General features: G+C 64.4%; 23 protein-coding genes and 1 tRNA gene. 9 read left to right on the plus strand and 15 right to left on the minus strand.

Features of this window, described 5'->3' with window-relative positions; translation table 11 throughout:
* Positions 1-60 precede the first annotated feature (60 nt).
* The 4 genes from def (at position 61) to GEV06_04810 (ending at position 3,488) form a co-directional block, all read left to right on the plus strand.
* Positions 61-585, plus strand: a complete 525-nt coding sequence (gene def / locus GEV06_04795; protein MPZ17217.1) for a peptide deformylase — start codon at positions 61-63, stop codon at positions 583-585.
* 88 nt (positions 586-673) lie between these two features.
* Complete coding sequence (locus GEV06_04800; GenBank protein MPZ17218.1) at positions 674-883, plus strand: glutaredoxin family protein; 210 nt, start codon at positions 674-676, stop codon at positions 881-883.
* A 376-nt stretch (positions 884-1,259) separates the two neighbouring features.
* On the plus strand, positions 1,260-2,060 hold the full coding sequence (locus GEV06_04805) for an MBL fold metallo-hydrolase (protein ID MPZ17219.1): 801 nt from the start codon (positions 1,260-1,262) through the stop codon (positions 2,058-2,060).
* A 51-nt stretch (positions 2,061-2,111) separates the two neighbouring features.
* Positions 2,112-3,488: a dipeptidase gene (locus GEV06_04810; protein ID MPZ17220.1), complete on the plus strand. Its 1,377-nt coding sequence runs from the start codon at positions 2,112-2,114 to the stop codon at positions 3,486-3,488.
* 587 nt (positions 3,489-4,075) lie between these two features.
* On the opposite strand, the gene GEV06_04815 is transcribed toward GEV06_04810, so the two are convergent.
* On the minus strand, positions 4,076-4,753 hold the full coding sequence (locus GEV06_04815) for an alpha/beta fold hydrolase (GenBank protein MPZ17221.1): 678 nt from the start codon (positions 4,751-4,753) through the stop codon (positions 4,076-4,078).
* Between the two features lie 35 nt (positions 4,754-4,788).
* On the opposite strand from GEV06_04815, the gene GEV06_04820 reads away from it, so the two are divergent.
* Both GEV06_04820 and GEV06_04825 read left to right on the plus strand, forming a co-directional pair.
* Positions 4,789-5,562: an NAD-dependent protein deacylase gene (locus tag GEV06_04820; protein MPZ17222.1), complete on the plus strand. Its 774-nt coding sequence runs from the start codon at positions 4,789-4,791 to the stop codon at positions 5,560-5,562.
* Between the two features lie 58 nt (positions 5,563-5,620).
* On the plus strand, positions 5,621-6,478 hold the full coding sequence (locus GEV06_04825; GenBank protein MPZ17223.1) for an RNA methyltransferase: 858 nt from the start codon (positions 5,621-5,623) through the stop codon (positions 6,476-6,478).
* A gap of 96 nt (positions 6,479-6,574) precedes the next feature.
* Here GEV06_04825 and GEV06_04830 read toward each other — a convergent pair whose 3' ends face one another.
* The 8 genes from GEV06_04830 to GEV06_04865 form a co-directional block, all read right to left on the minus strand.
* Positions 6,575-7,282, minus strand: coding sequence for an HAD-IA family hydrolase (locus GEV06_04830; GenBank protein ID MPZ17224.1), 708 nt, complete (start codon positions 7,280-7,282; stop codon positions 6,575-6,577).
* Positions 7,283-7,285: 3 nt separating this feature from the next.
* On the minus strand, positions 7,286-8,017 hold the full coding sequence (locus GEV06_04835; protein ID MPZ17225.1) for a DUF1684 domain-containing protein: 732 nt from the start codon (positions 8,015-8,017) through the stop codon (positions 7,286-7,288).
* Positions 7,956-9,722 (minus strand): acyl-CoA dehydrogenase, encoded by a 1,767-nt coding sequence (locus GEV06_04840; GenBank protein MPZ17226.1) that lies wholly within the window; start codon positions 9,720-9,722, stop codon positions 7,956-7,958. The genes GEV06_04835 and GEV06_04840 overlap by 62 nt, the downstream gene beginning before the upstream one ends.
* A gap of 21 nt (positions 9,723-9,743) precedes the next feature.
* Complete coding sequence (locus tag GEV06_04845) at positions 9,744-10,925, minus strand: acetyl-CoA C-acyltransferase (protein MPZ17227.1); 1,182 nt, start codon at positions 10,923-10,925, stop codon at positions 9,744-9,746.
* Positions 10,926-10,996: 71 nt separating this feature from the next.
* A complete protein-coding gene (locus GEV06_04850) occupies positions 10,997-11,665 on the minus strand; it encodes an alpha/beta fold hydrolase (protein ID MPZ17228.1) in 669 nt (222 codons plus the stop codon).
* On the minus strand, positions 11,658-12,521 hold the full coding sequence (locus GEV06_04855) for an alpha/beta fold hydrolase (protein ID MPZ17229.1): 864 nt from the start codon (positions 12,519-12,521) through the stop codon (positions 11,658-11,660). Before GEV06_04855 ends, GEV06_04850 begins: the two co-directional genes overlap by 8 nt.
* 13 nt (positions 12,522-12,534) lie before the next feature.
* Entirely contained in the window at positions 12,535-14,823 is a 2,289-nt protein-coding gene (locus GEV06_04860) for a 3-hydroxyacyl-CoA dehydrogenase/enoyl-CoA hydratase family protein (protein ID MPZ17230.1), read from the minus strand.
* A 65-nt stretch (positions 14,824-14,888) separates the two neighbouring features.
* Complete coding sequence (locus GEV06_04865; GenBank protein ID MPZ17231.1) at positions 14,889-15,521, minus strand: TetR family transcriptional regulator; 633 nt, start codon at positions 15,519-15,521, stop codon at positions 14,889-14,891.
* 230 nt (positions 15,522-15,751) lie between these two features.
* Here GEV06_04865 and GEV06_04870 point away from each other — a divergent pair, with 230 nt between their 5' ends.
* Positions 15,752-18,802, plus strand: a complete 3,051-nt coding sequence (locus GEV06_04870; GenBank protein ID MPZ17232.1) for a TonB-dependent receptor — start codon at positions 15,752-15,754, stop codon at positions 18,800-18,802.
* Between the two features lie 64 nt (positions 18,803-18,866).
* Positions 18,867-21,434 (plus strand): DUF1343 domain-containing protein, encoded by a 2,568-nt coding sequence (locus GEV06_04875; protein ID MPZ17233.1) that lies wholly within the window; start codon positions 18,867-18,869, stop codon positions 21,432-21,434.
* Here GEV06_04875 and GEV06_04880 read toward each other — a convergent pair.
* From GEV06_04880 to GEV06_04890, 3 genes are all read right to left on the minus strand, one after another.
* Complete coding sequence (locus GEV06_04880; GenBank protein ID MPZ17234.1) at positions 21,431-21,844, minus strand: DUF420 domain-containing protein; 414 nt, start codon at positions 21,842-21,844, stop codon at positions 21,431-21,433. The two genes, GEV06_04875 and GEV06_04880, sit on opposite strands and share 4 nt — an antisense overlap.
* A 29-nt stretch (positions 21,845-21,873) precedes the next feature.
* Entirely contained in the window at positions 21,874-22,788 is a 915-nt protein-coding gene (cyoE, locus tag GEV06_04885) for a protoheme IX farnesyltransferase (protein MPZ17235.1), read from the minus strand.
* Positions 22,789-23,049: 261 nt separating this feature from the next.
* Positions 23,050-24,432 (minus strand): peptidoglycan DD-metalloendopeptidase family protein, encoded by a 1,383-nt coding sequence (locus GEV06_04890; protein MPZ17236.1) that lies wholly within the window; start codon positions 24,430-24,432, stop codon positions 23,050-23,052.
* An 86-nt stretch (positions 24,433-24,518) separates the two neighbouring features.
* Here GEV06_04890 and GEV06_04895 point away from each other — a divergent pair.
* Positions 24,519-24,593: transfer RNA gene (locus GEV06_04895), tRNA-Glu, on the plus strand.
* A gap of 247 nt (positions 24,594-24,840) precedes the next feature.
* Here GEV06_04895 and GEV06_04900 read toward each other — a convergent pair.
* From GEV06_04900 to GEV06_04910, 3 genes are all read right to left on the minus strand, one after another.
* Positions 24,841-25,164, minus strand: a complete 324-nt coding sequence (locus GEV06_04900) for a hypothetical protein (GenBank protein ID MPZ17237.1) — start codon at positions 25,162-25,164, stop codon at positions 24,841-24,843.
* Positions 25,161-25,736: a hypothetical protein gene (locus GEV06_04905; protein ID MPZ17238.1), complete on the minus strand. Its 576-nt coding sequence runs from the start codon at positions 25,734-25,736 to the stop codon at positions 25,161-25,163. The genes GEV06_04900 and GEV06_04905 overlap by 4 nt, the downstream gene beginning before the upstream one ends.
* Positions 25,737-26,232: 496 nt before the next feature.
* On the minus strand, positions 26,233-26,814 hold the full coding sequence (locus GEV06_04910) for a hypothetical protein (protein MPZ17239.1): 582 nt from the start codon (positions 26,812-26,814) through the stop codon (positions 26,233-26,235).
* Positions 26,815-26,833: the final 19 nt, after the last annotated feature.

Here is a 26,833-nt window from a genome sequence, read left to right on the forward strand (position 1 = left end):
AACGGTTAAGTGAACCGCATTGGCCTTAAAGAGCGGGAATCCCGAATCCTGAATCCTGAAATGTCGATTCTCAAAGTTGCGCGCATGGGGCACCCCGTGTTGCGCACCCGTGCTCGAGCCATCGACCTCGGCGAGGTTCGGAGCGCCGCGTTCCAGACCCTCATCGACGACATGATCGCGACGATGCTCGAGTACGAGGGCATAGGGCTGGCCGGCCCACAAGTGCACGAAGGCGTGCGATTGTTTGTGGCCGGCATCGAGAACGAGCACGAGAAGATGCGCGTGCTCCCGTTCATCAACCCTGTGATTACACCCATCGGCGAGGAGAAGGCAGAGGGCTGGGAGGGATGCCTCAGTATTCCGGATATTCGTGGCAAGGTGCCGCGCCACACACGCGTGAACATCAAAGCGCTCGATCGCCGGGGTCAACCTTTCGAGCTCGATCTCTCGGATTTCGCCGCGCGAGTCGTCCAACATGAGACGGACCATCTGGACGGCGTCCTGTTCTTCGATCGAATCAGAGACTTTCAGTCACTGGCTTATCTCGAAGAGTACGCGCGCTACCACGCAGAGCAGACGCCTTGAGAAGCGGAAATTCAAGTTTCGGGCGCGCACGTGAGCGTCGAAGTGCGGAAAAAGGTATCTTTTCCGCCCTGCAAGAAGGAGTAGGGCCGTGGTTTACATTTATGGAAAGGACGGCTGCCCGTACACGCAGGCTGCCATCGAGGACCACGAGCAGCGAGGTGTGGCCTTCGAGTACGTCAACGTGAAGAAGGATGCCGACGCGCTCGCGCGCATGCTGAAGCTCACCGCGAGTCAGCGCCGCGTGCCGGTCATCGTCGATGGCTCGAGCGTCACAGTAGGCTTTGCGGGCCAGACGTGAGGCGTCTGAGGACCGCCGGGCGCGGTCAAATGACGAATAGACGGCGAATATCTGCCCGCAGGCAGATTACGCAGATTAAGGCTTGACAGCTTGTGAAGTATTTCACATAATTACCGTGCACTGGGATTCCGGGCGCTAGCTTCAGATGTCCTGCAAGCCGGGTGCGTGGTGACCTCCACGCGCTTCGGTGCTGAGCCTCTGACGTGAAGCCCACCTGGTCGTTATTTCCTCTCTTATACGTACCCTCTTTTACTAGGGTCCGGAATCTCACTTTCATTTGCACTTACGTCGGGCGCGGCTCCCAGCCGCGCCTTCCTCATTTCTGGCCGGGCGCGCCCTGGGTCGCCTGACCACTGACCACTGACCACTGCCTTTTATGCGCTGGAGCCTCGTGCGAGCGGAGAACAGCGAGCCGCTGACGCGCGGTGCGACGAACTGCTACGTCCTGCACGGTGCTATCCCGGTATTGATCGATGCCGCGAGCCCCACAGCTGAGTACGTCGATCGCGTGGCGGACGCCTTAGGCGGCGAAGTGCTGGCGACGCTTGCTGCCACGCATGGCCACGGTGATCACGTCGCGGGCGCGGCGGCGATTGCCGCGCGTTGGCAAGGTGCCGCCAGCGTCAAGATTCCCTGGCCCGAGAGGGACGCTTCAACCGGTGTCGACTGGACTCCCCTTCGAGACAAGCAGTTCATCCCAGCCGGTGACGGACAGCTGCTCGTGCTGCATACGCCTGGCCATGCGCCCGATCACGCTTGTTACTTTGACCTTCGGAGCGGGACACTCTTTGGCGGCGACCTGGTGATGAACGGCGGAACGGTGACGATTCCCGCGTCGAGCGGCGGCAGCCTGCGGCAGTACCTACGATCGCTGCGACGCATTCTCGGGCTCGAGCCACGTCGGGTTCTTCCTGGCCACGGGGATCCGATCGATCACCCGGCCCCCCTAATCCGTGCGTATCTCGCCCATCGACAGCTCCGTGACGACCAGGTCGTCGAGGCACTGACGGTCGGCGCTCGCACGGTCGAGGAGATTGCCGACCGCCTCTATCCCACGCTCGAGGCGGAGATGCTCGCGGCCGCCCGCGAGAACGTGCGCGCTCACCTCCAGATGCTGGAAGAAGATGGCCGCGCGCGCCACGACGCAGGTGCCTGGTCCTTGGTCCTTGGTCCCTAGTGCGGCGGCGCGCTATTGGCACGCTCTCAGGCCTGCGCTACAGTACCCAGCATGAACGCCGTCGTCGACTTCATTCACGCCAACCGCGATCGGTTCCTTGACGAGCTCGGGCAGTTTCTCGCGATTCCAAGCATCAGCGCGCTGCCGGAGCATCAGGAGGACGTCAAGCGATGTGCTGACTGGGCGGCCGCTGAGATGACGCGGATCGGACTCCAGAACGTCACGCAGTTTCCAACGCCGGGCAATCCGGTTGTCTACGGCGACTGGCTCCACGCGCCAAGCGCGCCGACGATTCTCTTCTACGGGCACTACGACGTGCAGCCGGTCGATCCGATCGAGCTGTGGGAGTCACCGCCCTTCACGGCCACGATCCGCGACGGCGAGGTCTACGCGCGTGGAGCAGCCGACGACAAAGGGCAGGTGTTCATGCACCTCAAGGCTCTCGAGGCCCACCTGTCGCAGAACAGCAAGTTGCCCGTGAACATAAAGCTCATCTTGGAGGGCGAAGAAGAGGTTGGCAGCGCCAATCTGGACGACTTCATTCGCGCCCACAAGAGCGAGCTCGCGGCCAACGTGGTCCTCATCTCCGACACGACGATGTTCGACCGCGGTGTGCCATCGATGGCTTATGGCCTGCGTGGTCTTTGCTACTTTCAAATCGACGTCACGACGGCCAAGACTGACCTGCACTCGGGGATGTACGGCGGCGCCATCGCGAACCCAGGTCAGGTCTTGGCGCAGATCTTGACGCAGATCAAGGACAAGAGTGGCCGCATCAAGATTCCTGGCTTCTATGACGAACTCCGTCCACTCACCGAGGAGGAGCGGGGAGAGTACGCGAAGCTCCCGTTCAACGAGAAGAAGTATCGGAAGGAGCTCGGCGTTTCGAAGGTGTTTGGTGAGCCCGGTTACTCGACGCTGGAGCGCGTCTGGGCACGGCCGACCTTCGAGATCAACGGATTGCTCTCAGGATTCACCGGCGAAGGTGCCAAGACCGTCCTGCCTGCGCGCGCCATGGCCAAGGTCAGCATGCGCCTCGTGCCGGACCAGGATCCTGGGAAGATTGGCGATCTCTTCGAGGTGTACGTGAAGAGGATCGCGCCGAAGACCGCCGATGTCGCTGTGACCAGGATGCAAGGCGGCAAGCCGTGGATGTGCGATCCACACAACGAGTTCATGGAGGCGGCCGCGCGTGCCATCGAGCAGGGTTTCGGTCGGGCGCCCGTGCTCGTACGCGAGGGCGGCTCCATCCCGGTCGTTTCGACCTTCCAAGAAGAGCTGGGCCTGCCAAGCGTGCTCTTTGGCGTAGGGCTGCCGGACGAGAATGCCCACGCGCCGAATGAGAAGCTCGACCTCGGCAACTTCCACAACGGCATCATCGCGTCTGCGCGGCTCTACGACGAGATCGGTGCGCTGCACTCCAGGTAGGGCCGCCTCGCCGAGGCGGCCGCCGCGGCGCATTCGGCGAACGCGCCCTACCGCAGTCACCGAGAATTCAATCCCTCCGATCGCCGCCACCGCCGTAATCCAAGCCGTTGAATGACCGCGGCGCCCCGCGGAGCATACTCACATGCCGCGCATTCGATAACTCTCATCACGACAGCAAGTTTCGTCGGTAACCTGGTAACACCTCGCGTGGCACGCTGCCTGCTATATAAATCAGTGGCGACGCGAGCCCGCACCAGTATCGGCCAGTCAGCACGCGGGCCCGTGCTCGTTCCGTATCTCTTTGGGGGAGGCGTAGAGGTGGCGCTGAAAGGCCTCCACCTCGGCGGTAGTCCAATCGGAACCGCGTGCGAGGCACGCGAACGGTTTCGCTGGGGCACAGTGCCAGGCCCCTGCGTTGAGGGGGGCGAGCGGCGGCTCGCCCCATTTTTTTTAGCCGGGGACGCTTGAAACGGAGACCAGCGCTCGGGGCCGCCGAAGACGAGGAGAGCGGGGACACTCCTCGGTTTTGGGCGGTGAAGAGTCTTGGTACCACTAACGGGAGCTGTCTCCGTTTCCGTGTTGTTTTGTCATAGAGCCGCTATCCACCTGAGAATCACCTCGTAGACCTCATCGAACACCAGCTCTTGAGGGCGTCCGCCGCGTTTGACGATCAGTGAGTGGTCACCATCGTCGACGGCATGGATCGTCGTGGAAACAGCGAGCCGATCGAGCTCGGCTTGCAGCTCGCTCGGCGTGCCGAAGCTGTCGCGCGTGCCCTGGACGAACAGCATCGGCCGACGCACGCTGGGAAGGTGAGCGCTGCGCAGCTGTTGCGGCCGGCCCGGCGGATGGAGCGGGTACCCAAGCAACACAATGCCACTCAGGCGATTCTCGTCCGGCCGCGCGGCGCCGAGCTCGGTGGCTATGCGTCCCCCCATGGACTTGCCGCCGACGAGCACACGCCCATCTGTCCCGGCCGCCACCTTGGTCAGGACGGCCGCGTAGCAGGCGATGAGCACTGCCGCCGAATCCGGCGCGCGCCTGCGCCGCTCCATGTAAGGAAAGTTGAAGGTGACGACGTCGAGCCCTCGTGCGGCCAGGGCCGAGGCGCGCGCGACCATCCATGGATGGGTCTGGCCGGCCCCCGCGCCATGCGCAAGAATGAGGGTGGAGCCCAGTGACGAGGCGGCGCTCGACGTGTAATGCCGGGCAGAGACCGTGGCGCCGCTTTCGAGCTGGATTGTCAAGCCTTTTGGCTCACGCATCGGTCTGCCTCCCCCGACGAAGCGTAATTGAGGCGATGACGCGATCGCAAGGTGATAGGGTGGCGAGCGTGCGCGATCCCATCGAAACGGCAGGCGAGCGAATTCGGGAGGCGCGGCGCTTGACCGTGCTGACCGGTGCCGGTGTCTCTGCGGCGAGCGGTGTGCCGACGTTCCGGGGCCCCGACGGTCTTTGGCGGTCGTTTCGCGGAGAGGACCTGGCGACGCCGGGCGCCTTTCGGCGCGACCCCCGGATGGTCTGGGAATGGTACGACTGGCGTCGGCAGCGCATTGCCGCCTGCAAGCCGAATCCTGCGCACGACGTCCTCGCCCGCTGGAGCCAGCGTTCCCCTTCTCTGACGCTGGTAACCCAGAACGTGGACGGTCTCCACGAGCGCGCAGGTACGGTGCGCGTAGTTCGCTTGCATGGATCCATCTGGCACCTGCGCTGCGCCCGGCCGTGTGCGGAAGGCGGGACGCGACGCGACGGTCGTGTCCCTCTACCGGAGCTTCCACCGCGCTGTACGTGCGGCGATTATCTCCGTCCTGACGTCATCTGGTTCGGGGAAGCGCTCGATCCGACGGTGGTAGAGCAGGCGGCCGAGGCGACCGCACGTTGCGACCTGTTTGTCACAATCGGCACCTCGGCGCTCGTCTACCCGGCGGCCGGTTTCATTCACAGCGCCCGCGCGGCCGGCGCCATGGTCGTCGAGATCAACCCCGAAGCCACGGGTGCGTCCGACGTTGTCGACCTTGTCGTGCGGCGGCCCGCCGAGACGGCGCTTCCCGAGCTCGATCGTTTCCTCCAGTGAAAGACGCCGGAGATCGGAATTCTCGCGCCGTTTCGGCGCTCATCGACGGCTATTGACCATGCCCGTGGTACGGATCGAATCTGCCGGGGACCCACGCCTTGCGAGCTATCGCAACATCCCCGACCGAGAGCTGCTCGTGCGCCGTGGGATCTTCATCGCGGAGGGCCGCCTGGTGGTGCGCCGCTTGCTTGCTGCGGGGGCGCCGCGTGTGCAGTCCCTCCTCGTAAGCGACGCGGCGCTGGCGTCGCTCGATGACCTGCTCGATGCGGGCCGCGACCCTAGGCCGATTTACGTTGGCTCGAGGGATCTCCTCACTGAAATCGTCGGGTTCAACGTTCACCGCGGCTGCCTCGCATGCGGCGAGCGTCCGGCGGCGCTGCCGCTCGAAGCGGTGCTCACCTCGTCCGACTTGTCCGCCGAAGCGCGCAGCGCGAAGGTGGATCGCGCGCCGCTCATCCTGCTCGAGGAGGTTGGCAATCCCGACAACATCGGCGGTATCTTTCGCAGTGCCCAGGCGTTGGGTGCACGCGCCATCGTCCTCGACCCGCGGTGCTCGGACCCGCTCTATCGGAAGGCGATCCGCGTATCGATGGGCTCGTCTCTCGAGGTTCCCTTCGTGAAGGTCGCCGAGTGGCTCCCGTCGCTGGAAGCTATCAAGAGCGCCGGATGGCGTCTAATTGGCTTGACGCCGGCTCCCAACGCGGCGGCGCTCACCCACGTCCTGACTGCGCGGTGGGGTCTGCCCGTTGCCTTCTTGCTCGGCCATGAAGGTTCAGGGCTTTCGGAGCAGGCCCGCACACACCTCGACGCCGAGGCGCGGATTCCCATGACGCCGGGCGTCGATTCTCTCAACGTGGCAACTGCCGCCGCGATAGCGCTGTACGAGGCAGGGCGGGCTAGGGATCTAGGGATCTAGGGATCTAGGGGTCTAGGGGTCTAGGGAGGACGCTGCCCGCTAGGCTACTGCCCAATCCCTTGATCCCTTGACCCCTTGATTCCTTGACCCCTCCAGTCACCCGACCACGCTGGCCAGTGTATTCAGAGTCAACGCAGAGAGAGTGGGGAGCACGAGGTCCGCATCACCCAGCTGATCCTGGCCATACGACGTCGTGACTGCGATTGTGCGCAATCCCGCTGCGCGCGCGGATTGGATGCCCCAGGGCGAGTCTTCGACCGCCACCGCGTGGCTCGGTCGAGCCGTTGAATCGAGCCGCCCAGTCTCCAGGAGCAGCGCGAACGCGCGCTCGTACGGATCCGGCGCCGGCTTGCTGCGCGGCGTGTCGTCTGCTGCGACGACGACACTGAAGAGCGAGCGGAGTCCACTGGGCTCGAGCATGAGCTCGATCTCGTCACGGAGCGCGCCTGATGCGATAGCCACCGGCACAGCGGCAGCGACCTGTTCCACACACGCAGCTGCGTCTGGAAAGAGGACCGATTCTCCTCGGGCGATCTCCCGAAACCGCTGCGTTTTCGTGCTGGTGAGCCGTTCGATGGTCGGCTCGTCCCAGCCGAGGCCACGGTCCGCCGCTATCTCCGACAGCGAGTCATGATCCGAGTATCCGAGATAGCGCGCGTAGTACTCCTCCGACGACAGCGTGACACCGACTGTCGCCAATACCTGCTGGAGCACACGTAGGTGCAGCGGCTCACTATTCGCGAGCACGCCATCGAAGTCGAAGACGACCGCAGCCAGGCCATTGAGGTGCGAAGGAACGGCCATACGTCAATTTCCATCCGATGCGTTGGTTTTCATCCGTTCTCCAGCGGACACGGGCACCCGCAACGTGTTCTCCGCAGGCGGGAAAGGGCAATCGTACGTTTCGTTGTAGTAGCAGTAGGGATGGTAGGCACGATTGAAGTCGAGCTCGTACAGCCCGGTCGCAGTCCGATCGAGGTCCAGGTAACGCCCACCGGCGTATGTTTTGGTGCCATTGCTCGGGTCGCGAAACGGCACGAACAAGCGGCGCGCCTCCTGGTCATCGGCCTCGACGAACGCTGTGACAGCCAGCTCGCGGCCGAGGAGTGCGAACTCCAGCCGCCCGGCCCGGCGCATTGAACGCTGTTTGCCGGTCGATGTCGCCATGACGATGACCGGCTCGTCAGGCGACGGTGTAAGAGCCGCCGGTGCGCGGTACCGCTCGTCGACTTCGAAATACTCCAGGGGCAGCAGCGACTCACGGCGCGCCGGTGGAACCGGGGAGTCGTCTGCGCTTCTGAACGCCTCGTCCTTCTTGTCACGAAGTGCTCGGATGCTTGCCGGATAGTCCGCGGCATCTGGGGGCGGGGGCGCATTCGTGCACGCTGACAGCGTGAACGCCAGAATCAAGACGCTCGGCAGGCAGATCCTCACCCCTACAGGATAGATGAAAAAGGAACCGGGTACCTTTTTCCGCCTACTGGAAGGGATACCTTTCCTTCGTGACGGTCGCGTCGGCGAGCTGGCGCCGCAACGCAATCGTGTTGACCGGCGAGATCTTCACGAAACGGCGTATCGCGGCGAGTGCCGTCTTCTGCAAATCACCCTCGAGTGTGGCGCCAATGGATTCGCGTGCGGCACGTTCGATACGAGGTGCGACGTCGTGCACGTACACCCGTGCTGCCGCTCGATGCAGATCGGCGGCGCTCGCCCCTTCGAGCTCTGCCTGCTGTGCACGAAGTACCGCGCTCTCCGCGGCCAAGGCGTCAATAGCGATGTCCGCCACGAAGCAGAGCACTTCCTGCTCCTCGGTGACACGGTCACCCCACTGTTGCATGGCAGCACCGAGCGCAAGGATGACGATCTTCTTGAAGCCTGTCACCAGACGGCGCTCCGCGTCCAGGGACCCTTCACCGGCAGCGTCTGGCACCATCGCGAGCAACTCGTCCTGAAGTCGCTTCGCCGCTGGAATCAGCGGCAGCTCTCCCTTCACCGCGCGCCGCATCAGCATTCCTGGGATGAGGAGCCGGTTGATCTCGTTCGTCCCCTCGAAGATTCGATTGACGCGGGCGTCGCGGTAGTGGCGCTCTGCCGGGTAGTCGTGCACGTAACCATTACCACCATGGATCTGAACGTTCTCGTCGACGATGAAGTCCAGCATCTCGCTGCCGGCAACCTTGATCATCGACGCTTCGATCGCGAACTCCTCGAGCGCGGTGACGGTGCCGGACGCATGATCGCTCGCCGTGACGGCGACGAGGTCGATGAGGCCAGCCGTACGGTAGAGCAGACTTTCGAAGGCGTAGAGATGCGCCGTCATTTCGGCGAGCTTGTGCTTGATGGCGCCGAATGTTCCTATCGGCCTGCCGAACTGAGCGCGGGTGGCCGCGTAGCGGGCCGCCTCGCCAACGGCGAGCTTGGCGCCGCCGCAACAGGAGGCGCCCAACTTGAATCGGCCGTAGTTGAGCACGTTGAAGGCCACTTTGTGCCCCTTGCCAACCTCGCCGAGAACGCTGGTCGCTGGCACGTGCACATCCTGCAAGATGAGCGCGGCGGTCGAAGACCCGTGCAGTCCCATCTTCTGCTCTTCTATGCCGGTCGATACGCCAGGCCACGCGCGCTCAACGAGGAACGCGCTGAAGTGCTCACCGTCTACCTTGGCAAAGACGACGTAGAGATCGGCGAAGCCGCCGTTGGTGATCCACATCTTCTCGCCACTCAGCAGGAAGCCGTTGTCTGCCTGCCGCATCGCGCGCGCGCGTGCCCCCAGCGCATCCGAGCCCGACCCAGATTCACTGAGCGCGTAGGCACCGACGACCTCGCCGTTGACGAGGCGCGGCAGATACTGCTGCTTTTGCGCGTCTGATCCGAAACAGAGGATCGGCATGATCGACAATCCGGTCATCGCGCCAAACGTTGCACCAAACGACGCCGAGTGTGCGATGGCTTCCGTGACCACAAGCGAGCTGACCTTGTCGAGCGCGAGGCCGCCGTACACCTCGGGCACGTCGGTGGCGAGGAGGCCGAGATCGCCGCATCGCCGCACCAGTCGGCGTGCGAGCTCCCAATCCTTCCGCTCCAGCGCCTCGAGGTGCGGCAGGACCTCCTGTGTGACGAACTCGAGCGCCGTGCGGCCCATCATCCGATGCTCGTCCGACAGCCGCTCGGGCGTGAAAGCCTCACCGGGCGTCATGTCCTCGAAGAGCCAGCCGCCGCCGTGCACCAGCTGTGCGGTTGTCGTCATGCTCTCACCCTGTTCACCCTGTCACCCAAGACGTTCGAACACCCCCGCCGCCCCCATCCCACCACCGATACACATCGTCGCCATGCCGTAGCGTGACTTCCGGCGTTGCATCTCATAGAGCAACGTGCAGGTGAGCTTGGCGCCGGTGCAGCCCAGCGGGTGGCCCAGCGCGATGGCGCCGCCGTTGACGTTGAGCTTCTCGCGATCGATGGGGTGCTCCGCGAGACAGGCGAGCACCTGGCTCGCGAAAGCCTCGTTGATCTCGACGAGATCGATATCGTCGATGCTGAGGCCGGCCAGGCGCAGAGCCTTGCGCATGGCCGGCACCGGGCCAAGACCAAAGCGCTCCGGCTCGACGCCAGCCGTTGCGTATGCGACGAGGCGGCCGAGCGGTGCCACACCGAGCGCACGCGCCCGATCTTCGCGCATGATGAGGACAGCCGCGGCGCCATCACTGGTCTGCGACGAGTTACCTGCTGTGACGGTGCCTCGCGCGTGGAACGCCGGTTTGAGCTTGGCAAGCGCTTCGCTCGACGTGTCGCGGCGCGGACCCTCGTCCGTATCGAAGGGCACGTGGCGGATCGTAGGCTTGCCCGAAGGATCCGGATCCACGACTCCTGCCTCGAACGGCACGACCTCGTCACGAAACCGTCCCGCGTCGATTGCGGCAATGGCTCGCCGGTGGCTTTCGAGCGCGAACACGTCCTGGGCCTCGCGAGAGATACGGTGCTCGCGCGCATGGTTCTCAGCGACGAGGCCAGTGGACAGATACACATCCGGGTAGGTGTCGACGAGCGTGGGGTTGGGCGCGAGCTTGTTGCCGGTCATGGGTACGAGACTCATGGATTCGGTGCCGCCCGCGAGAATCATGGATGCCCCGCCCGATCGGATCCGCTCGGTGCCAAAAGCAATGGCTTGCAGCCCTGAGGCGCAGAACCGGTTGACCGTGACCGCCGACGCTTCGTGCGGGATCCCCGCCCGCAGGCTCGCGATACGCGCGACGTTGAAGCCTTGCTCTGCCTCCGGCATCGCACAGCCGAGGATCACGTCGTCGATCTCGTGTGGGTCGACGCCAGGTGCACGCCTCAAGGCCTCGCTCAAGACGACGGCCGCGAGATCGTCCGGCCGTGTCGATCGCAGCGTCCCAGACGGTGCCTTGCCAACGGCGGTCCGAACGGCGGAAACGATGACTGCGTCTTCCATGAGAGCCTCCGACTTGGTAGGGCGCGTCGGCCTCCCGCGCCGTCACGGCCGCCTCGGCGAGGCGGCCCTACCTAGAAATCCGCAAGGAGATCGGTCAAGCCTTCGGCCACCTCCAAGATATGGCCGTCGAACGTGTGATCGGCGCCCTCGATGACGACGAGCTCACGGGGCTCCGGCATCTCGGCGTAGAAGCGCTGCACGGCGGGCAGCGGAGACAGGATGTCGTAATCGCCCTGGACGAGGAACTTCGGCTTCTGCGATTCGGTGAGCAGCGTGTAGTCGAGCGACTCCACCGGCAGCGCGATGCCGACAAGCGCCGAAACGCGATCATCTCTCGCTCCGGTCGTCATGGCCACCCACGAGCCGAACGAGTAGCCAACGGCCCAGAAAGGGAGGCCCCGGTGCTGCATCTCGAGCCAGTCGAGGACAGCGCGGTAGTCGTCACGTGCTCCGTGGCCTTCCACCCAGGGACCTCCGCTGAGACCGACGCCGCGATAATTGAACCGCAGCACCACACAGCCGATGCCAGCCAGCGCCTTCGCCGCTTCGTGCAGCAGCTTGTTCTGCATCGTGCCGCCCAGCTCCGGATGCGGTGCCGCAAGTGCCACAGCGGCCCGTACCAGCCCGGACGGCCCATCAATCACAGCTTCGAGACGACCCGCAGGACCATCAATAAAGACCGACATGTTGGTGAGCTGATTCCAGCCTTCGCTCGCCTCCGGCGAGCTGCGGCTAGGCAAGCCTGATTCCTGTGTCCTGAATCCGGACTCCTGAATCCTGACTCCTGATTCGTGACTCCCGATTCCTGATTCCTGATCCGTCCGTGTCGATGAACTCGGAGACGATTCGCGCGAACTCGTCTGGCTTCGTCATGGGGCCGATGTGGCCCGTGCCCGGCAGCGTTGCCGCGTTGGTGCCGCGAATGAGCGCGAGATAGCTGAGCGTGCCGCGCGTTGGCACGACGCCATCGAGCTCGGCCTCGCCCATGACGACCAGCGTCGGCGCCGTCACCCGGCGACAGTCGGCATGAAGGTCCACTTGCTGGGCGAGCCTCCATCGTAACGCCGTCCGCCGTGGTGATTGCGGCGCACGCAGAATCGCCCGCAGGTGCCGTAACAGGAACGGCAACCAGTGATCGACACCGGGGAACGTGGCCTTGACCTCGACGACCGTGCGGCGCAGCGCGCGGAGGAAGAACGCAGGCGCATAGAGCCACGGGTGCCTCAGGTAGTGATCGTACGGCCACCCCAACTGCACGTCTGGCGGGGGCGGCGGCGTGCAGACGAGGATCAGCGCCGCCACTCGATCCGGGTGCTGCGCGGCGTAACGCAGTGCCACCCAGCCGCCGTACGAGACGCCGCAGACCGCGACGCGCTGTTCCCCTGTTGCGTGCACTGCATCGTCGACCTGCTGGACGAAGAGGTCGAAGTCGGCACCGTCTCGAGGCAGGGGACGCGCGCCCGGCTCGCCACGATACGAGAAGGTCACGACACGCAGTCGTTCGGCCAGTGCCTCGAGTGTCGCGCGCATCCACTCCCAGCGGCCGTTGATGCCGGGAACGAGCACGAGCGCTGGGCCGTCACCACGAACAATCATCAGTTCCTCAGGGCTAGTTTCTCAGGGGCTTGCCGGTCTTCAACATGTGGGCGATGCGCTCTTGGGTCTTGCGCTCGCCGCACAGGCTGAGGAACGCCTCGCGCTCCAGGTCGAGCAGATACTGTTCCCCCACCGGCGTTCCCGCAGGCAGGTCGCCGCCGGCCAGGACGTGCGCCAGCCAGCGGCCGATGTGCGCATCATGGTCGCTGATGCGACCAGCCCGCCAAGCGAGGTGCACGCCCAGCCGCAGCGCCGCCCTGACGGTTGCGCCAGGTATTGAGATCATCGCGGGCGGCTGGGGCGGCTGGTAGCTTTCCTGTGCGAGGCCGAGGGCCAGGCCCTTGGCGTCAGCGAGAAGGCGGTCCCGGTTCATGGTGATGCGATCCACCGCGCGCAAGAAGCCGTACGATCTGCCGTCCGCGGCGCTGGTCGAGACCTTGGCAAGGGCCATGGTCTCGAATGCCCGCTGGACAAAGGGCAGCGAGTCGGCTGCGACGGCGGGGCGTGCGGCCAGCGCACGCAACAGCATTTCCTTGGTGCCGCCGCCGGCGGGAATCAGGCCAACGCTGGTCTCCACGAGGCCGATGTACGATTCCGCCGCCGCCTGCACACGATCGGCGTGCAGCAGCACCTCGCAGCCACCGCCGAGCGTCATCCCACTCGCAGCGACGACCACCGGGACCCGTGCCCCGCGCAAGCGGATGGTCGCGCGCTGGAAGGTGCGCACCATGAGGTCGATCTCGTCCCAGTCTCCTTCCTGCGCCGCAAGCAGGAGCAGCATGAGATTGGCCCCGGCCGAGAAGTGCTGCCCGTCGTTGCCGACGACCAGCGCCGCGAACCGTCGCTCCGCTTGCTCTAGGCCCGCCTCGAGCATGGCGATTGTGTCGCCGCCGATAACGTTCATCTTGGAATGGAACTCGACGCAGAGGACCTCGTCCCCGAGATCGATGAGGCTCGCCGCCACGTTCTGCTTCACGACGCGCTCGTGTGCCTTGGCCTGGGCGAGGAGTTGCAGCGCGGGATCATGCGAGACGAGGCCATCCATGCGAAAACGGTTGCGACCCGTGCTGAGCGCCTCGTCGATGAGTGGTGTCGCACCTTCGCCATGGCACGCGTCGACGAGCTCACGAATGCCAATCGAGTCGATGATCTCGAACGGCCCACGCTCCCAACCGAACCCCCACCGCATCGCCCAGTCGATATCGTCGATTGAATCGGCAATCTCTCGGGCGACACGCGCTGCATAGAGCAGGGTTGCCCCGAGTGTGGCGCGTGTGAAGGCACCCGCCCGGCCTTTGTCGAGCAGCAGCGAGCGCAGACGCGCCTCGAGCGGCTGAAGTGCCCCAAAGCGCTCGAGCTCGGGAAGACGCGGTTCCAGGCGTGCGCGATAGTCGAGCGAGGCGGGGTCCAGCGTGAGGATCTCCCGCTCACCCCCGCGCTCGACGCGCTTGTAGAAGCCTTGGCCGGCCTTCTGGCCGGCCCAACCGCGTGAGACCAACTCATGGACGACTGCCGGCAATGTGAAGAAGGTGGCTTCCGCGCTCAGGCGCTCCGTGACGTTGTGCGCAACCTGGACGAGCAGGTCCAGGCCGGTGAGATCCAATGTGCGGAAGGTCGCGCTCTTGGGCCGCCCGATGAGCGGGCCCGTGAGAGCGTCGATCTCCTCGATCGTGAACTGACCGGAGGCGAGCTGCTCGAGAGCTCTCGCGACGCTGTAGAGGCCCAGGCGGTTGGCGATGAAGCTTGGCGTGTCCTTCGCGCGAACCACACCCTTGCCGAGCCGGAGATCGGCAAACCTCGCCACGATCTCGACGACCTCACGGCGCGTGTCCGCAGTTGGGATGACCTCGAGCAACTTCAGGTAGCGTGGCGGGTTGAAGAAATGCGTGCCGAGCCAGTGTTGCCGAAACGGCTCGCCGCGTCCCTCCGCCAACGCGGCAAGTGGTATCCCCGAGGTGTTCGAACTGACGATGGCGGCGGGCGCACGATGAGGCTCGACCTGCGCCAACAGCTCGCGCTTGACCTCGAGCTGCTCGACGACCGCCTCGATGATCCAGTCGCACCCGGCCACCGCCGACAGGTCATGATCGAAGCCACCGAGCGTGACGAGACGTGCCGAATCCAGGGTGAAGAATGGAGAGGGGGCGAGCGTGTGCGCGCGCTGGAAGCCTTGCTTCGCGACGTCGCCGGTGGTGTCGAGCAGGTGAACCGGGACGCCAGCGTTGGCGATGTGCGCCGCGATCTGCGCACCCATGGTGCCAGCTCCGAGCACAGCAGCTTTCCGGATTGTGCCTGCGGTCATCTCACCACCCACGCCGACTCCTCCCCGCCACCATCAGCGCCTCACTACGACCTCGCACCTCAGTTCTATGCTTTGACGCCGTTGACGAAGAGGCCTACAACCGGCTCGACCATGGACACGAGCGAGTAACGTCGGCGGCTGAGGATCCAATTCGTGGCCATTTCGTCCAGCGCGCCGAAGAAGATCTTCGCCCCGATGGTTGCGCTGAGATCAGGGCGAAAGACGCCTCGCTGCTGGCCGTCGGCAATGACTGATCGGATGATGCCGAGATACTCACGCAGCCGGGTCGTCGAGAACCGTTCCATGAACTTGGTGGACTGTCGTAGCTCGACTTGAAAGACAACCGCAAGGCGGCGATCACGTCCCAGACGCTCGAGGTGCAGCGTGGCAATCGTTCGCAGTCGTTCGACCGGATCGCCCACGCCAGCTAGGGCGGCCCGCCCCTCTGCAATGGCGTCGCCCATCGTCCGCTCGAAGATCGAGATCAGGAGGTCGTCTTTGTTACGGAAATAGAGGTAGACGGTCCCTGCGGCAACCCCGGCGCTTCTGGCGACGTCAGCCACCTGAGCATTGAAGAAGCCGCGCTCGGCAAAGACACGGGCGGCGGCGCGCAGGATGACATCTCGCTTGTCGCTCCGCGCGGCTGGCGTGCGGGCGGTGACGAGGCGAGGCGTGCGGTCAACGGCTGGGACGGGCATGGCGTCAGGGCTAGTTGATGAATGACTGTTCATTCATCATACGTGTCCTTCTAGAAGACCGTCAAGCGCTACCACAGCGCGACGCCGTGGTAGAATGCGCCGCCACACCTCCCAACGGTCGCCTCGGCAAGGCAGACCGACCGTGGTGGGCGGCTCGTTCAGCGAACGCGCGGCGGTAGGGTCGCCTCGCCCAGGCGGCCGCGAGGAGTTGCGCGTGTGAAGGAGGAGCTATGCTGCGCTCGGTCCTACGCGTTCTGTCGTGCGCCTTGGTGAGTGGTTTGCTCGCCGCGCCCCTCGCGGCTCAGTCCCGCGCGACCTCCGCCGATCTCACCGGCATCGTCCACGATGCATCCGGCGGAGTGGTCAGTGGCGCGACCGTGACCGCCACGAACGTCGCAACCAACGTTCGGCGATCCGCGGCGACGACCGACCTCGGGCGTTACACGATTCCGGTGCTGCCGCCCGGCACGTACACCGTGGCGGTAGAGCATCCGGGCTTCACGGCGGAGATGCGAGAGGGGGTCGTGCTCGAGCTTGGCGCCACCGTCGCCGTCGATGTCGTGCTGCAAGTGGCGGGCACCCAGGAGTCCGTGACGGTCCGCACCACGCCGCCGCTGGTCGACACGCGACAGACCAGCGTGGCGACGGTCGTCTCCGAGCGACAGATCGAGAGCCTTCCGACCAACGGGCGCAATTTCATCGCGTTTGCCATGCTGACCCCCAATGTCTCGAACGACCAGACACCGCAGCAAGGGGCGTCCGCCACCTCCGGCCTCACATTTGGCGGCCAGCACGCCCGATCGAACAATCTGACGGTCGACGGCCTGGACAACAACGACGCGACAATCGGCGGTGTGCGTGCGACGTTCAGCCAGGAAGCCGTTCGCGAGTTCCAGGTGCTCACCAGCTCGTACTCGGCCGAGTTCGGCAAGGCCTCGGCGGGCCTGGTCAACATCGTCACGAAGAGCGGGACGAACAGCGCGGCGGGCGACGTGTTTTTCTATGCGCGTGACGATGGGTTGAACGCCAGGAATTACTTCGAGAAGTTCGATCCGGCGGGAAGGCCGATCGAGCAGGACAAGGCGCCCTACGCGCAGAAGCAGTACGGAGGCATCCTTGGCGGTCCCATCAAGCGGGATCGCACCTTCTTCTTCACGTCGTTCGAGCGGCTCGACATCGAAGCGAACAACTTCGTCAACGTCGACAATCGTACCCCGGTCAGCGTGCTTGGTGCCTCACCATGCGCGGAGGGCAGCACGGCCTGCACACCGGCGCGACTGATCAACGACACGGGATTTCCCATCGACGTCGGTCACGTACCCTATCGTGTGGAGACCAACTCCTTCCTTGTCAAGGTCGACCACCAGCTCTCGACCGGCCAGGCGCTCACGCTGCGCTACAACTACGGCGACGCCATCAACGAGAACATCGAGCCGTTCGGCGGCAACGTGGCGCGAAGCCGTGGCGCCATCCTCGACAGTGAGGATCATGTCTTGGGGGTGTCGCACACGGCGGTGCCCTCGAGCCGGATGGCGCATGAGCTGCGCTTCCAATACGCGCGGCGCGACCAGGAGGTGAACGCGCTCGATCCCGCGTGTGGCGGCTCTTGTCTCGCCGAGGATCAGGGCGGGCCGACGGCCGAGATCATTGGCGTGGCCAGCTTTGGACGGCATCGCTTCACGCCTCAACCGCGCCTCAACGAACGCTACCAGGTGGTCGACACGCTCAGCTTCTTCGCGGGTCGCCACCAGATCAAGACGGGCTTCGACTTCAACTACATCGACCACCTCGAGCAGGCGCTGCCGCTCCACTTTGGCGGCCGTTACATCTTTACCGATCTCAGTGCCCAACAAGCGGCGTCTCTCGGCGTCGAGGGCCCCCTCTCTGCAATCCAGGCGTTCGCGCTTGGCCTCCCGGTCCGCTACATCCAGGGATATGGGAACGCGAGCAAGCCGTACCCATCCGGCGACCTGTCGCTCTTCGTGCAGGACGACTGGCGGACGGATCGCGTCACGCTGAAGCTCGGCGTGCGGTATCAACGTCAGTTCTGGCCCGATGTGACGTATCGAGTTGCTGGTGTTGCCGAGTCGTACGGCTTTCCAAGCGACAGTAATAACCTCGCACCACGCATGGCCCTGGCGTGGGACCCGAACGGCCGCGGTGAGACCAATCTGCACGCGGCGTGGGGACTCTTCTACGACAACCACGTCACGGGCATGCTCGGCATTGCGGACATTGTCGACGGCGATCCGGACGGCCTCCGCACCCTTGTTGCCCCGCCGCCCCTCTCACTCATCGCGTGGCGCGCGCCCGAGCGGCGGCTCTCAGAAGCGGACGCGCGGCGGCTCTTCGGCGCGTTTCCGAGCCTCGAGATTGCCGTCGATCCGGGCCTCCAGACACCGTACGCGCATCAGGCCTCGATTGGACTCGACCAGCAGCTGCCGGGTCAGATGGCGTTGGCCATCAACTACCTGTACGTCAGAGGCTTCAACCAGGTGGGGACGATCGACTACAACCCCCTCGTCTCTGCACTCGGGCCGAACCGTCGACCGCTCGATGTTGGGGCAGTTCCCGGCTCGTCTGCCTCGGTGCTGCAGTACACCTCGTATGGCCGGACGTGGTATCAGGGAATCTCGGTAGCGTTGAGGAAGCGCTTCAGTCACCAGATGGAGCTCCTTGCAAGCTACACGCTCTCGAAGGCCGAGGACGATACAACCGACTTCCAGACAGCCTTCCTGCCCGAGCACAACGGCCGCGGACGCGATCCCAACGATCCCACCGGCCTTCCGCTTGGCTTCGATCGCGACAGCGAGCGCGGGCCGTCGCTCCAGGACCAGCGGCACCGATTCGTGTTCAGCGGGCTTTTCGTCGTTCCAGGCGACGTGCACCTCTCGTCCATCGTGGCGCTCGCATCTGGCCGCCCCTACAGCATTCTCGCCGGGGTCGACTTGAACGGCGACGGTGACGGCGGCGCCTTTCCGCCCGACAGGCCACGCACGAACCCCGCTGACCCGACCACCAGCATCGGCAGAAACGCTGGTGTCCTCCCCATGCACGCCACCGTCGATCTCAGGATCGCCCGACGCTTTCCATTGGGCGGCCGCGTCAAGCTCGAAGCCATCGTGGAGGTCTTCAATCTCTTCAACCGTGCCAACTATACCGACGTGCAGAACATCTTCGGCCCCGGCCGTTACCCCTCTGATCCGCTACCAACGTTCGGCCAGTTCACCCAGGCCGGGTCGCCGCGGCAGGCGCAGGTCGCGGCCAAGGTGCTGTTTTAGGGTGAGAGGGTGCGGGGGTGACAGGGTGACGAGGTGACACGGTGATGCGGGCTGTTTCTGGCGTATGTGGGACGTCTCGAGGGTGCCGCGTCGAAGACCTAAAGCCCACGCCCACCCGCACACCTTGTCACCCCGTCACCGTGTCACCCTGTCACCCCTGCACGACCCGCTTCTTCGTGACGGCCCCCGTATAATGCCCCCCATGAGTGGTCGTACCGATCGACGCCGGAATCCTCTGTTCCTGTGCTTACTTGTGCTGTGGGTGACTGCGGCGAATCCTGCTCGCGTCACCGGTGCGGTCGACGAGCAGCGCCTCGAGCGGATCGACGAGCTCGTCGAGCGGGCCATTGCCGAGGGTCAGCTCCCTGGCGCCGTCATCATCGTCGGGCGGGACGATGACACGATCTACAAGAAAGCGTTCGGCAATCGTGCGCTCCAGCCGGAGGTCGAGCCGATGGACGAGGACACCATCTTCGATGTTGCATCGCTCACCAAGGTAATGGCCACGACGACGAGCGTGATGCGTCTTCTTGAAGAAGCACAGCTGCACCTCCACGATCGTGTTGCCACCTACGTCCCGGAGTTCGGAAAGTACGGCAAAGAAGAGATCACGATTCGCCATTTACTGACGCACATGTCGGGACTGAGGCCGGATCTCGACTTGGCGTTCGAGTGGCGCGGCTCGGACGAGGCCATTCGGCTCGCCACCGAGGAGGTGCCAATCGCGCGACCCGACGAGCGCTTCATCTACAGCGACATCAACTTCTTTCTGCTCGGGGACATCGTGCGCCGCGTGAGTGGGATGCCACTCGACCGCTACGCGCGTGAGCACATCTTCGAGCCCCTGGGCATGGACGATACGATGTTCCTGCCACCAGCGGAGCTCCGAGCGCGGGTGGCTCCCACCGAGCTGTGCACGCCGTTCGGCTGGCCTTGCCACGGGCCGAATCAGCGCATGCTGCGTGGAGTCGTTCATGATCCAACCTCCCGAAGGATGGGCGGTGTGGCGGGACACGCCGGGCTGTTCACGACGGCGGAGGATCTCGAGCGCTTTGCTCGGATGCTCCTGAACGGAGGCACACTGGGCCGCACGCGTATCTTGTCGCCGCTCACGGTACGCCTGATGACGAGGCCCCAGACGCCGCCGACCCAGCAGAACGCTCGCGGCTTCGGCTGGGATATCGACTCGACGTTCTCCCGGAACCGCGGTGCGCTCCTTCCGCTTGGGTCCTTTGGTCATACGGGATTCACGGGAGGATCGTTGTGGGTCGATCCAGCCACCCGCGAGTACGTTGTCTTTCTCTCCAATCGCGTGCATCCGGTAGGCAAGGGAGATGTCAACACGTTGCGTGCCGACGTGGCCACGGTTGCGGCGTCGGCGCTCGAGGATGTCGATGACGAGGCGCTGGAGCGGGCCGATCGAATGCGAGCGGCCTTTGTTGGCCGATCTCCCGGTCGGCTGCTGGAGCCAGATCCCGTCGAGTCACCAGCCTCCGGGTTGCCTGCCGTGCTGACCGGGATCGATATTCTTCGTGCCGAGCAGTTCAAGCGGTTGGCGCGGCGCCGGATTGGCCTGGTGACGAACCACACGGGCCGCGCCCGCGACCGCGCGAGCACGATTGACCTCCTCCACAACGCGCCGAACCTCACGGTGATCGCGTTGTTCAGCCCGGAGCACGGCATCCGCGGCGTCCTGGATGAGAAGGTCTCCTCATCGCGAGATCAGAAGACCGGGCTGCCAATTTACTCACTGTACGGCGACACGCGCCGGCCAACGAGCGAGATGCTCCAGGGCATCGACACGCTCGTCGTCGACATCCAAGATGTTGGCGCCCGTTTCTACACCTATACGACGAGCATGGCGTATGTGATGGAGGAGGCGGCGAGGCGGAAGATCGAAGTCGTCGTTCTGGATCGCCCCAACCCAATTGGCGGGTGGCAGATCGAAGGTCCGGTACAGGATGCGGCGGCGATGGGCTTTACGGGGTACTTCCCAATGCCCATCCGCCACGGGCTCACGTTTGGAGAGCTGGCGCGTCTCTTCAACGCGGAGAACAAGATTCGCGCGAAGCTGAGCGTCGTCGAAATGGAGCACTGGCGCCGCGACGCCTGGTTCGATGAGACGGGGCAACCGTGGACGAACCCGTCGCCCAACATGCGCAATATGTACCAGGCGGCGCTCTACACGGGCGTGGGTGCCATCGAGGGCACGAACATCTCGGTAGGGCGCGGCACCGACACGCCCTTCGAGCACGTTGGCGCACCCTGGATCGACGGCAATCGGCTGGCAGAGGAGCTCAATGCGCGTGCTCTGCCCGGAGTGCGCTTTTACCCGGTCTCCTTCACGCCGACGTCGAGCAAGTACGCGAACGAGCGATGCGAAGGTGTTTTCATCATCGTCACGGATCGCGAGGCGCTGGAGCCCGTCCGCGTTGGCCTCGAAATCGCGTCGGCGCTCGCGCGTCTCTACCCCGCGCAGTACGAGCTCGAACGAGCACGCACCTTGTTCGGCTCGGAAGATCTCATCGTTCGCGTTCGGAAGGGTGATGACCCGGCCGACATCGCTGCGTCGTGGGCGGAGGGTGAGGCGCGTTGGCGGCTGAAGCGCGCTCCGTACCTGATCTATCGTTAGTGATAGAGCATCAGGTAGACGATGACGCCAGTGACCGACACGTAGAGCCAGATGGGTAGCGTCCATCGCGCGATCGCACGGTGCCGATCGAACCGGCGACCGAGCGCACGGCTGAGCGTAATCAAGGCAAGCGGCGGGACAGTAGCCGCGAGGACGGTGTGCGTGAGCAGGATGCCGAAGTAAACGGTTCGGATCCATCCTTCGCCCGGGAAAGGCTTGGACCCGACTTGCGCGTGGTAGACGAGATAGCTGATGAGGAAGAGCACTGACGTCCCAAATGCGGCGACCATGCACACCCGGTGGCGCGAGATGCTCTTGCGACGGATGAAGTAGAAACCAGCGACGAGGAGGCATGCCGCGGCCGCATTGAGCGTTGCGTTGACGGTGGGGAGGAGTGTGACGTCGAACATGGAGCGCGCCCCGCTTACCAGCGGAGCCTTTATAGCTGCAGCAGCCCGTCGACGACGAGCACGCCACAGAGGAGCGGTAAGTACAGAATCGAGGCCAAGAAGAGCCGCCGGGCTTCGCTCCGTGTCCGGCGGCGCGCAAACCTGAGGCTGAGCCAGAGGAATAGCGCGCTCAACACGAGCGCGGTGGCGAAGTACATGGGCCCGCTGAGACCAGCCAGCGAGGGCGTCAAGCTCACCGGGAACAAGGCGGCGGCGTACGCGACGGTTTGCCGCGCCGTACTGCGCCCATCGGGCTCGGCGACCGGCAGCACCGCGAACCCGGCGCGCGCGTACTCGTCGCGACAGAGCCAGGCTATCGCGAGGAAGTGCGGCATCTGCCACAGGAATACGATGGCAAACAGCAGCCAGCCCTCACGCGAGAGTGAGTTGGTGGCTGCCGCCCACCCGATCAAGGCAGGCAAGGCACCGGGCACGGCACCGACGACCGTTGCCAATGACGTGCGCGATTTCAGCGGCGTGTACACGAGCACGTAGCTCAGATGCGTGGCGAGCGCGATGCCAGCCGCCAGCCCATTGACGAACAGCGCGAGCTGGACCAGCCCCATCGCCGAGATGGCCGCCGCGAACGCGCCAGCCTCGACTACCCCGATTCGTCCCGCTGGCAGCGGTCGATTCCGCGTTCGCGCCATGAGCGCGTCGACGTCGCGCTCGAGCAGCATGTTGAACGCCGACGCGCCGCCGGCGACCAGCGCCGTCCCCACAATCGTGTGCAGCAGGGGCGCCATCTCGATAGCGCCGCGGGCGCCAAGGCAATAGGCCGCCGCGGTGGTCGCTATGACCAAAAGGTTGAGCCGTGGCTTGGCCAGCTCGAGATAATCGGCAGCGCGGCCCTGCGCGGGCGCCGAGGCGAGCACACCGGATTTCGACAAACCGAGGATCCTCAGGGATGTGAGAAGTGGGAGCGACGGGCCTGAAGGCCCCCTCGCTACATACTCGAGCCCGGGCGTCCTGCTGGGCCAAGCTGGCCGAGGCCGAGACACGACGAGCCTACGTTGATTATAGACGACCGGCCACAGGGCGCAGGAATGACGGCGCAGACGTCCTTTCGCCCGCGCTGCGCCCCTCCTCACCCGCCTCCCGCCTCCCGCCTCCCGTCACCCGTCACTCGCCACTCGCTGCTCGCCACCGTCACTCGTCACTGTTCTTTACGACGTTGGCGCGATCTTGGCTCCTGCCTCACGGAGCTTCCGAAGGATCCGGTCCTCGATCCACTGTGGGCTCCACCAGTCGATGGCTGTGACCGGGCGGCCGTGCAGCAGCATCGTGAAATGCAAGTGGTCACCCGCGGCGAGCCCAGTGATGTCGGTGGTCCCCATCTGTTCGTCCTTGTCAACCATTTCCCCTTCCTTGACGCGCAGCTCGTGCAGATGGCCATAGAGCGACTGGACGCCCATCCCGTGATCGAGGATGACGCAGTTACCGTAGATACCGAAATACCGAGCGAGCACAACGCGACCGCGATTGGCGGCAACGACCGGCGAATGCGGCAGCGAGGCGAGGTCGAAGCCGAGGTGCACCTGCTGATCGACTTCCTTGCCTTGATAGAAGTACGTGCGGTGGTCGGCGAATCCTGATTCGACACCCGTGTTCACCATCTGTTTGAAAGGGCCGCGCCAAAGGATGGTCGGTGCCGTCTTCTGCGAGAGCGCGGCGATCTCCTCGGCATTCTTCTGCCGTAGGTCGCGATTGATCATAAGGAATGCTTCGAGCACGTTATCCGGATTCGGAATCTTGAAGTCAGGCGTATTCTGCAGGATGGCCGGGACGACTCGCCGCATGAATCCCTCTTGGAGCTGGATGCGACTGCTTCGAAACCGCTTGGGGAAAACGCGATGATCCAGATCCGCGAGCCCCTCGTTGCCTGCCGAGTCTCGTGCAAAGACTGAAATCTGGACGTCGGGTGTCTGGTCGTGGAGGACGGCGAAGAACGCCATCCTGAGCGAGCGGTCGGTGTCTGGAATGCCGGCGCCGGATGCCGGATAGCTTGGATAGTCGATGTCGCCGACCCGGACGCCGGATACCGCATCAGCCGGCTTCACGCGATAGAGCACGACCTCAGAGCCGCCGAGGTTGATGAAATGATGCAGTGAGGTGACCGCAATCTGCGGCGGCACCAGCCGCACCTCCAGGTCTTGCGTCGTCACGCTGTCCACGGTGCGAAGGCCGAACAGCACGGCAAGCGACGCGCGAACCACGAGCCGCGCCGGCTCCTGCGCCAACGACGGGACGTTCCGCCGGCCGACCGTTCCACGCACCCGCGTGCCTTCGCCCTCCAACGCCATCTGCGCATCGCCCCGATTCGAGAGGCTGAAAATCGGGTACGACTGTCCCTCCTGCTCGAGGGCGATCTCCAGGCCCTCGAGCCGATTCGGCTGTGCGTTCACGATGACGTCGAACGGTGACGCATGACCGATGGCGCCCTTGGGATTGCGGATCGCGACCTTGGGGCCTTCCAGCTTACCGGCGCCATACCAGACAGCCCCGGCCAGCACGACGAACAGCAGGAGCGACAACAGGAAATTGCGCATGTGCTGGATGATAATGTACACGCAAGGAACGAGACTTGCCCCGACCGCGCCGCCTCGGCTAGACTTGAGGATTCTTGCCCCTGCGGGGCGGTATCGTCTAGGGGTCAGGACGCGTGGTTCTCAGCCACGAGACCGGGGTTCGAATCCCCGTACCGCTACCAACCTTCCAAGCCACACGCCGAGGACGACGGCGGGGTTGTCAGTGTGGAGGAGCTCTTGGAATGAACCGCCGATAGGAGGTGACGCTGACTTCTCCGCGGCAATTTACGATTCGGGGATTACAGGGATGACATCTGGCTCAGGTGCGCCGGTGTGCTGTCCTGTAACGCCGCACGGCTCGTCGAATGGGCGAGAATGACGCCTGGCTGCATCAATGCCGAAGCCGCATGGTCCGAACATCCGGCCGGATCACCGGGATTTCGACACATACACTCGCTTCAGGTCCCTCGACCCGTCGATGTCGAGGCGCACGCGCCACTTGGTCTGCCGATAGGTCACCTGGCCCTCGTACCGACCGTTCTTCTCGAGGTCGATGATGACCCGTCCATACTTGTCAGTGGATCCTCTGAACACCTCCTTCTGACTGCGTCCGTCAACGACACGCAGCTCTGCGTACGCGACATGATAGGCATCGTTGCCGCCGTCGGTTCGATGCAGGAGTTGGAACCTATCGGCCCACGCCGTTCCAGCCGAGAAGACGAGCAGAAACGTGAAACAGGCGACAAACTTCACGTGGCACCTCCTTCGTCGAAGAGTTTCACCGGAATGGGTTTCAAGCTGACGGCATGCTCGCCGACGTTTTTCAGCTTGCTCTCACGATCCGACCGGTAGGCGTCAAGTTCGTCCTTCAGCACGATCTCTTCCATCACGACCTCGGGATGCGAGAAATGGATCCTCTCGATCACCTCCTCGAGGGATTGTCCTTCCTTGACGTTCTTGAGCGTAATTGTGAACTCCTTGCCGTTCTCGGACACCCGGATGTCGCTGTCCGCTGGCGTGACCTTGAGCTCGCCGCTCGAGAAGTTGATCTTTTGGCCGGTCTCGTTCTGGAACGAACCTCTGATTATCCGCTCCACGGGATGCGGCGGGTATGCCTTGTCGAAGGTGAGGTATGCGAGCGCGAGGCCGCCGAAGAGAAACGCGAGCGCAGGCACGTTGGTCTTCAGCTTCCCAACCATTGGGATCTCCACCTCGACGGGCTGTTGTGTCTCGCGATCGATGTAGACCTTCTGCGCGAGGAGCGCGATGAAGCCAAGCAGGATCAGGAGCCCAGCGATCACGAAGCTGACGTATGCGATGATCACGGCACCTCCTCAGACGATGAAAGACGGACGCGCATCATGCACCCGGTCAGGCGCTGCGAATTCTCACGAGCGTCCTGACTCGGGGCAGCAGTTCGGTACTTTCTAGTAACAACGACCCAGTCTCGCCATACGAACAGCGGTTGGGCGTGCGACGTGGGGCAGCAACGTGCCACCGTGCCCGGTCGAGCGTCAGCTCGTTACGGTGGCCGGGCTTACATTGGTAAGAAACGTGAAAGGGAGTGGAGTCCCGCCAGGGATGTGGAAAGAGGGCGCGTCATCCCATCGCACATTGCAGACGCCTGACCAAAGGGTTCAACTTGGTCGGCTCGGGTCGTCCAGAACGAGTGGCCGGCTCGCGTGTGTCAGCGGCCTTCTTCCGCGTCATGGGCGTCCAACCTGCGCTCGGGCAAGCGTTCCGCGAGGCAGAGGACGTCCCAGGCGGACCCAGACTCGTCGTGCCCAGCCACGCCCTCTGGACGACCCGGGTCTATGAGCGTTATCGTCGATTTTCCCGATAGCCGGCGCCGTAGCCCGCAACAAAGCCATTGCGATACTCGGTGTGGTAGGCGTCCTTCGTGCCGTATTCGCGCTTGTAGCCGCTGTCACCCTTGCGGTACTTCTTCTCGCGGCGCGGGTCGTAGCGATCTCGATCTTTGCCAGCGTTTCGTCCCTCCTTGTAGCCGTCCTCATACCCGCGGGCGAACGCCGGGCTGCGGTATGAGCGAGGGGCGCGTGACCCAACACCCGACCGCCCGTACGGATCACGGTAGCCGGGATCGTAGCCCGACCGACCCGAGCGACCATATCGTCCCAGCGACGCGCGATAACCGTCACGGTAACCTTCTTCGTACGCTCGGCGGCGCTCGTCACGGCGATCCCACCGGCGATCTCGCCAGTCGCGTGGATGCCCGCGGCGGGCGTCCCGTTCCGCCTCCCGCCTGCCATCTCGATAGCCGTGGTTATACGCCTCGCGCCACCAACTCGACGCCCCACCGGTCCGCACGCCGAAGCTTGGCCGCGGCGGTCCACCGTGCGCACACGCGATCGATGCCGACGAGCCCAGCACGACCAGACTCATTGCGATGAGGTTCAACAGT

The sequence above is a fragment of the Luteitalea sp. genome (genome assembly GCA_009377605.1).
GTDB lineage: Bacteria > Acidobacteriota > Vicinamibacteria > Vicinamibacterales > Vicinamibacteraceae > WHTT01.